This window comes from Paenibacillus sp. 79R4, assembly GCF_013393165.1.
Classification (GTDB): domain Bacteria; phylum Bacillota; class Bacilli; order Paenibacillales; family Paenibacillaceae; genus Fontibacillus.
In genome coordinates, this window is record NZ_QJOT01000028.1 from 21,928 (window position 1) to 29,106 (window position 7,179).

At 42.2% G+C, this 7,179-nt stretch carries 4 protein-coding genes; 2 read left to right on the forward strand and 2 right to left on the reverse strand.

Annotation, left to right across the window (positions count from 1 at the left end; translation table 11 throughout):
* Window positions 1-77: 77 nt before the first annotated feature.
* Both essC and DMN77_RS23190 read right to left on the reverse strand, forming a co-directional pair.
* Window positions 78-4,094, reverse strand: coding sequence for a type VII secretion protein EssC (gene essC, locus DMN77_RS23185; protein WP_179016430.1), 4,017 nt, complete (start codon window positions 4,092-4,094; stop codon window positions 78-80).
* Between the two features lie 698 nt (window positions 4,095-4,792).
* Window positions 4,793-5,098: a hypothetical protein gene (locus DMN77_RS23190; protein WP_068782413.1), complete on the reverse strand. Its 306-nt coding sequence runs from the start codon at window positions 5,096-5,098 to the stop codon at window positions 4,793-4,795.
* A 225-nt stretch (window positions 5,099-5,323) separates the two neighbouring features.
* Here DMN77_RS23190 and DMN77_RS23195 point away from each other — a divergent pair, with 225 nt between their 5' ends.
* Window positions 5,324-6,685, forward strand: coding sequence for a lipase family protein (locus DMN77_RS23195; RefSeq protein ID WP_068782414.1), 1,362 nt, complete (start codon window positions 5,324-5,326; stop codon window positions 6,683-6,685).
* Between the two features lie 12 nt (window positions 6,686-6,697).
* Window positions 6,698-6,973 (forward strand): hypothetical protein, encoded by a 276-nt coding sequence (locus DMN77_RS23200; RefSeq protein WP_068782415.1) that lies wholly within the window; start codon window positions 6,698-6,700, stop codon window positions 6,971-6,973.
* Window positions 6,974-7,179 lie beyond the last annotated feature (206 nt).

The window sequence follows — 7,179 nt, forward strand, 5'->3', positions numbered from 1 at the left end:
ATAGAAAATATAGGTTTATGATATAATAGTACTAAATTCACATCTGCTCTTCAATACAATTATTTACAGTAAAATCATTATTGTGACAAAACAGGACTATTTACCCACTTCTTATTAACTTGTTCAATTTGTTCCTCGAGTTGGCTCAAGCCATAGGCAAAGGCATGAACAGTCTTCACTCTCTCAAATTTCCTTCTAATATAGAAACCTTCCCCAGCAGGCAGTACCTTTCCGCTCTGTTCGTACGGCAACTTAATATTAAATAACTGAACATCTGATAAATCTGTTGTCCCAAGCAGCCAACCGAGTTGGGTTGATTTGATTTCCTTCAGCCATGCATCCCAATTCGAATTAAATTCACTTGCTTGTCCTGCTACAATGATCTTGACTCCACATTCTTGTCCATAACGAGTAATGTACTCGAGATGCTCTGTCACATTAAAGTTACTGGAAATTCGCTTGGCGGTAATGTCAGCATCATCGATAAATAGCATGATTGTCTTAAATTGACGATTGTTGGAGGAATCGATCGTTCTCCGCTCTACTTCATCTTTAATGTTCTGCAGCATTTCCTCTAAGCTTCTCTCATCAGAGCTATAACCTTGAGTATGAGGAAGAGATTTTAATACACTTAACCCCGGAGCTGGCCGTCTGAAGTCGCATAAGTATATGTCTATCTGTTCAGGTGACTGATACAGGGCCGAGATTAAACCGAGCGATACCATCATCGAGGTCTTGCCTGACTCCATACGTCCACTTACCATAAAGAACGGGCCATCCTGAGGGTTCCATGCAAAAGGTTTAAGATTGTCCACACGAAGTCCGATTGGCAAGCTATGTTCTGTAAACCTTTCACTCTGCTCCCAAACCTCCTGAAGCGGAACAACCTCCGGCAACGTTCTGATCTCAGATGGCCTTAAGCCATTCCAGCCTTGATCCATTGAAGTGAATATATCCCGTAAAGCCCGCGTACGTGCAGATTCGCTTGAAGCTTGTATGGCAAGTGCCGTTTGGAATTCATAAGGGGGAACGGAACCTTTTACAAATCCCCGCCCTTCAGGCAATTGTCCCGGATTTTTACCTAAGCGTCCTACTGTGTAATGATAGTCACCGGAATCAGATAACAAATAAGCAACGGCATTAGGATAATTACTCCTTACTTTGTCTGTAACATCAGATACTCGGTTTACCGTCAGCATGAAATAAATTCCCAGGCTTGCCCCTTCACGCATTATGGCTTCAGTCCGTTCCTGGAGTGCCTCGAATTGACCTTTGAAGCTCAAGTAACCGTCAATTATGAACAGAATAGCCGGCAGTTTCTCACCTGTTTCTTCGCAATAAGCCAATCTTGATTTAACGCCAGCATCTGCGAATAAGTTTTTGCGGTTGCGTACTTCTTCCTCGAGGTAACCGATCAGTCTGACCACTTTCTCCTCCTGATCATCCTGAATCACGTCTCCAACATGAGGAAGAAGCTTGTAATCCCTAAGCATTCGCCCAAAATCAAGTGCATAAATATGAATTTCATCCGGTTTAGCTGATAAGGCAGTAGAATATATCAAAGATTGAACGAAAGTAGTCTTGCCTGTCCCAGGCATACCGTAAACAATCCAATGGCCTGATTCAATGTCAATATGCAGCGGATACTGGGTCTGGTTAGCCACATCATCGATGAGTCCAATCTTTGGATTTAACGGTTTATTCTTCTCCTCAGGTTCCTCCGGCAGTTGTTCCAGAGCAATGTCAAATGGCAATGGAGGGAGCCAAGGACCTGGAAGACGAGGAATATTATTATTCTCCGCTTGTTCAGAGATATATTGGATTAATACATCAAGCTGTTTCTTTTCGAGACCCTTATCCTCTTTGTGTTCCTGAACGACTTCTGCCAATGGATCCTTAAGTTTGCTGCGTCTTCCATCCAGTCCAACCTCATACAGGGTCCAATCTTCCTGCTTGACCGTCTGGCCTGGACGATATGGAGCGCCGCTCCAAGCAAATTGAACAGATTCGAACACTTCGTTACTGCCGACCTGCAAAAATCCTCGACCAGGATTCGTTATGTAAGCCGCGTCTGGAATCTTCAGCATCTCCCGACTATCCGCCTCATCCTGAACCCTAAGGCATATGCGATACCTGGAGTTGCTCCAAATCTTATCATCAACAACACCGCCAGGCTTCTGGGTGGCTAGCAATAAATGCACGCCTAACGTTCGGCCAATCGCCGCAATACTTACCAGTTCACTCATGAATTCCGGCTGATCCTTCTTCAACTGTGCAAATTCATCAATAACGATGAATAAGTGAGGCAGCGGTTCTCTTTCTCTCCATTCCGTCTTATAGTACTCATCAATATGCTGAACATTACCCGCAGCAACGAATAATTTTTGTCTCCGTCTTAATTCTGCCTTTAAGGAAACCTGGGAACGCTCAATTAGGCCTTCTTCTTCCAGGTTAGTTATCGTGGCGATAACATGCGGAAGACCTTGGAAAGTATTTGACATCCCTCCGCCCTTATAGTCAATCAGCATAAATGCTAGATCGTGAGGGTGATAATGCACCGCCATGGAAGCGATCATTGACTGAATGACCTCACTCTTACCAGAGCCTGTTGTCCCAGCCATAAGACCGTGCGGCCCATGTCCTTTGCGCTCGATCTTATCATGCAGATTAAGGAGTACCGGCTTAAGTCCTCCCCTGACCCCCACTGGAAACGGCAGCGTGTTAGGGTATCGGTTCTCCCCCCAACTCCCCACGACTTCCAACTCATCGACTTTGTCAACATGGAACATATCAAACAAGGTCAATACATTTACAATCTCATCGGCCGAGCTTGTCTTCATTCGATACGGGGCTATAGCTCGCGCAAACTGATCCACTTGGACCAAGTCCAAATGATCAGGAATAAATGGCTGTACATAGGGGATCTTGTCTTTCGGCTTGGAATTAGTGTCCTCAGCATTCCCGCTAGTCACGTTAGTAGAGCGCATAATTCCCTCCGTACCACGCAGTTCTACAACGAGCTCACACTCCTTAGGGAGCAGTTCCCTACTGGGAGCTAATATGACTGTACTCGCAGATATGACCTCCGAGCTCTTAAGAAATAGCGGCAGAATGGGTTCATACTCAAGCATTTCCACATACGGCAAGAAATTTATAAAGAACGGAGAGGCCTTCTCATTTGGCTTCATCCACAACCTGCGCTGCAGCAAGGCAAATAAATTCTCAAGGACTTGCGGCTGGTATCCTCCCTCCTGGAACAGATACCTATGGGTTCTGGTATCATCCCATACATGCGGAAGCCATCTAACCCAATCCCACTTCTCAGCCTGGAGCGCGTTAAAAAAGGCAGTGATCTTGACCTCATCGGGTGAATGATGCGTTGCAAGCTGCGTAGCTATCGTCCGACAGAAGGTAACTAATTCCTCTTCCTCCCCCACCAGGCCAACAACCCGATACTTGTTCAGATCCATGAGGGCGGGAACATTTTGAATCGTCGAGAATCTTTCCGCCAGCTCATTTGCCTTCTGAATCAGCGAATCGTTATCCAGGCCTTCTTGCTTAGGGGCCCTAATCTCAAAACCGCTGGGAACCGTCCCAATTCCGGCACGCACTTTAAGGAAGTCCTCATCCTGCGGAATTCTCTCCCAGATAGCTGGACTCCGATCAGCAACCAATGTTGCACAGAATTGGGGCTCCAAATGAGTTTGATGCCAATTCAAGACGAGTTCATTTTTCCAACCCTGCATAATTTCCCGCTTCTCGTTCAAATGCGCCTCATATTTCTTCACTCTCTGCTTCAGGGCTTTGCGATGCTTGGACTTCTGCTGGATATGAACTAGTACCGGAACAAAATACGATGCAACCATCGTCGACATTGTGACCATTTGGATAATTGCCGAATTGCCGTTGCCTGATCTGCTGTAAAATGCCATCATCGCCGTGGCCCCACCAACGGAGACCAGAATTGGTACAATAATAGATATCAAATTCAAAGTTGGTGCCTGCGGCACTGTCGGTGGCTTGAGCAGCTCGATTTCCCGCTTTGCCTGTTCCTTGATTATTCGCGGCGACCTGCGGTAATAGAAATATGACATGACACTTAACCACTCACTTTCCTTAATCTCATGGTGCCGATGGACCATATTGGATAGACGCCACCAATCCCAATTACCCACTTTGGATGTAAAGACTAGGAAAATTATAACATGTTCAATTTGAAAATATTGTCGATTTATGTTGAAACTAACTTTTTTTCTTGTTTAATTCTGAAATTTCTACAAAAAAAGCATTCTGCCAGAAGCAGGATGCTTTTGTACTTAGGAAATATGTACTTACTTATGCCTTTTTCGTTTAGAACTTTGGGGGGGATCGGAATCTAAATTTTCGTTATCTGGATATTTTTCCCAAAAGCCTTCTGATAGAGTTCTGGTCCTACTTCATATGTACGATAATTCACTAGCAAGAGAAATTCCTGTTCCTTATCCTCTACCCTACTCTATATATATTCAGGCCTTACATTGAACTCTGTGAAAACTACATCAATAATTATAGTTCTTTTTAAAATATTCAATTCCTGTTGATTTGCTTTTTCTATGATTTCTTTCTCTTTGGCTTTAGAGGTGCCACAACCAACTAATATTACAGATAAGATCAAGAAGAAGATCATTAATTTCCCTTTCAAAAAATACAACTTCTGTCTATGTACTTCCGGGATTGTCCTTATTCTTTTTTCTCTCTCTACAAAGACATCCTGCCGAAGCAGGACGCAAAATCATTGTTAGGAAATATGTATTTAATCTTTTGTTTCTTCTTTTTGAATTAAATCAGGATCTATATTTTCGTTCTTTGGATATTTCTCATCAAAACCTTCAAAAACACTCCCTATTTCTACTTCATACGTCCGATAATTTATCATCAAATATATCGTCTCATCTTCGGCTCCTTGAACATGGCCATGCATACTAACACTGCTACTAATATATTCAGGCATCACCTTAAATTCTGTGAAGACCACATCAATGTTATAGTTCTTTTGAAAATAATCAATGCCTATTTGATTTGCCTTTTCTATAATTCCTTCCTTTTTAGAACTATTCATATTACACCCTCCAAAAATACAACTAATTATCAATATACAAAAGAAAATGATTAATTTCCTTTTCAAAAGCAACCCTCCTTTTTTCTAATTTCCCCCATTCTTGAGACTGTTTAAATCGAAATAAAATAATTGAATTTTTTCTTTTTATTTACTATTTAATTATATATTATATTATATACATATAAAACAACAATTATATTTCAACCACAAAGGAGGGTAAGAAGTATGACATATATTTCTGATGAAATATATCAAAAAATGTCTAAAGCAGCTTATGACCCACCTAAGCCCGGAGAACTATTAAAAAACATAAGCGACCCAAATTGGAAAGTAGTCGAACCTGAAGGAGCCCAATTACATAGCAAAATATCAGGATTTGATGCAGCTGTATTTTACAATAAAAGCACAAACCAAGTAGTTATCGGTTATAGAGGTACCGAGCCTGAATTTGGTGACTTCAATCAAACTCTGAATCGAATTATGGATATCGATGCAGATGCGGCAGATGTTGTCTTCGGGCGTTATAAGAAACTCGAAGAGAAAGTAAACTCGCCGATAAAGACTTTACTTCTCGAGTCTCCATTAGGATTTCTGAGCAATTATCAGCAATATGAGAATAACCAATTTCATCAGGCAGAGGAACTGTATATTGCTGTGAAGAAGCAGTATCCCGATGCTCAAATCACGGCAACAGGACATTCCTTAGGTGGAGCACTGACTCAATTCGTTGCTGCTCGTAATGGTATATCTGGAGTTACCTTCAGTGCCCCAAGTGTAACTAACTTGTTATCTGATGATTTGCTTAAGAAAATAAACAACGGAGAATTTGACAAACAAATTGTTAATTATGTACATCCAAGCGACTCTGTCGGAGCTGGTCCATTATCAGAGTATGGCCGACATGTTGGATCTACTTACTATTTAGGATCGAATTTCGACACGGCAAATGCCAAGTATGACAATATGGATGTCCCTATAAACTTAAGTCTCAATGGCGGCCCAATGTTTAAAGTTGGAGACCTTCCCGGAAGCTGGGGACCAGGTCAAATCGCCAGAGTAATTGATTCATTTAGTGAAAGTAGTAATCACCCAGCCTATCACTCACTTGAAAACTATACTTTCGATGAAAATGGGAACATCAACAATATGTTATTTGATCGTAATACTAGGGAACAAGTACAAGGCTCGCCACGGTGGAGCAACTATACAGAAGCAATGGCAGCTTGGGAGAATTTAAAGAATCGTGGTTTGGATATAATGCATTCTATTGTCGAGAAGTTCTTCCCAATGATGGCCTTGATCGGCGGATCAACTATCCAATTACAACCGGAGGAGCTGAAGGAATCCAGCCAGAAGATTAAGCAGCATGTTCAGGAATTTCAACAATCACTGCCTACTACCCTTCGTTCAATTCAAAATCTCCTTGAAACGAGCCAAAGTCGTTCTTTACAGCCTATTGTGCAGGGAACTATAGATGAACTAAACCAGTTCATTCGCTGGTATTCTTCCACAGCTAACGATATAGCCGTATTTATCAATAAAAAAGCAGACGACTTTATTAGAGCCGACCAAGGCGTAGCCCCTTAAGGAGGTTAAGACGTGTCAAAAATCCTAGTTGAAATAGATGATCTACGACAAGCGAAGAATCAATTAGACCAAGTTATACATAAGCTCAATCAAGACGAAGCTTACTTAAAAACAGTTTATGGTAGATTATTCGGCTGGAAAGGTGTGGCCGGCGAAGAAATGCGTAAACGTATGAATATCTTCTTTAATGATTTGTCTAAATGGAATGATCGTTTTGAAGGGCGTAGAGATGAACTCGTCAAATATATTGATCGAATGAAACAGGTAGACGAAATGTTCAGGTATTAAGCACTCCTTCTTCCTCTCCATAACCACAAAAGGCAAGCCGGAGTACTCCGGCTTGCCTGATCTTCGAGTCATTCTTCCATCAATGCGTCACTCGGGATTGAAAATCGTCCCGGCTCGATTTGTTGGCGTGGTACAGAACCACGTCCCCATTCTCCAGTTCAAACGTATTGCCGTAGGCATCCTGAACCTTGGACTGGAAACCTTCC

What these genes read in the sequence shown, in the direction of transcription:
- essC (WP_179016430.1), bottom strand. Translation starts at nt 4,094, where the DNA reads ATGTCATATTTCTATTACCGCAGGTCGCCGCGAATAATCAAGGAACAG.
- DMN77_RS23190 (WP_068782413.1), bottom strand. Translation starts at nt 5,098, where the DNA reads ATGAATAGTTCTAAAAAGGAAGGAATTATAGAAAAGGCAAATCAAATA.
- DMN77_RS23195 (WP_068782414.1), top strand. Translation starts at nt 5,324, where the DNA reads ATGACATATATTTCTGATGAAATATATCAAAAAATGTCTAAAGCAGCT.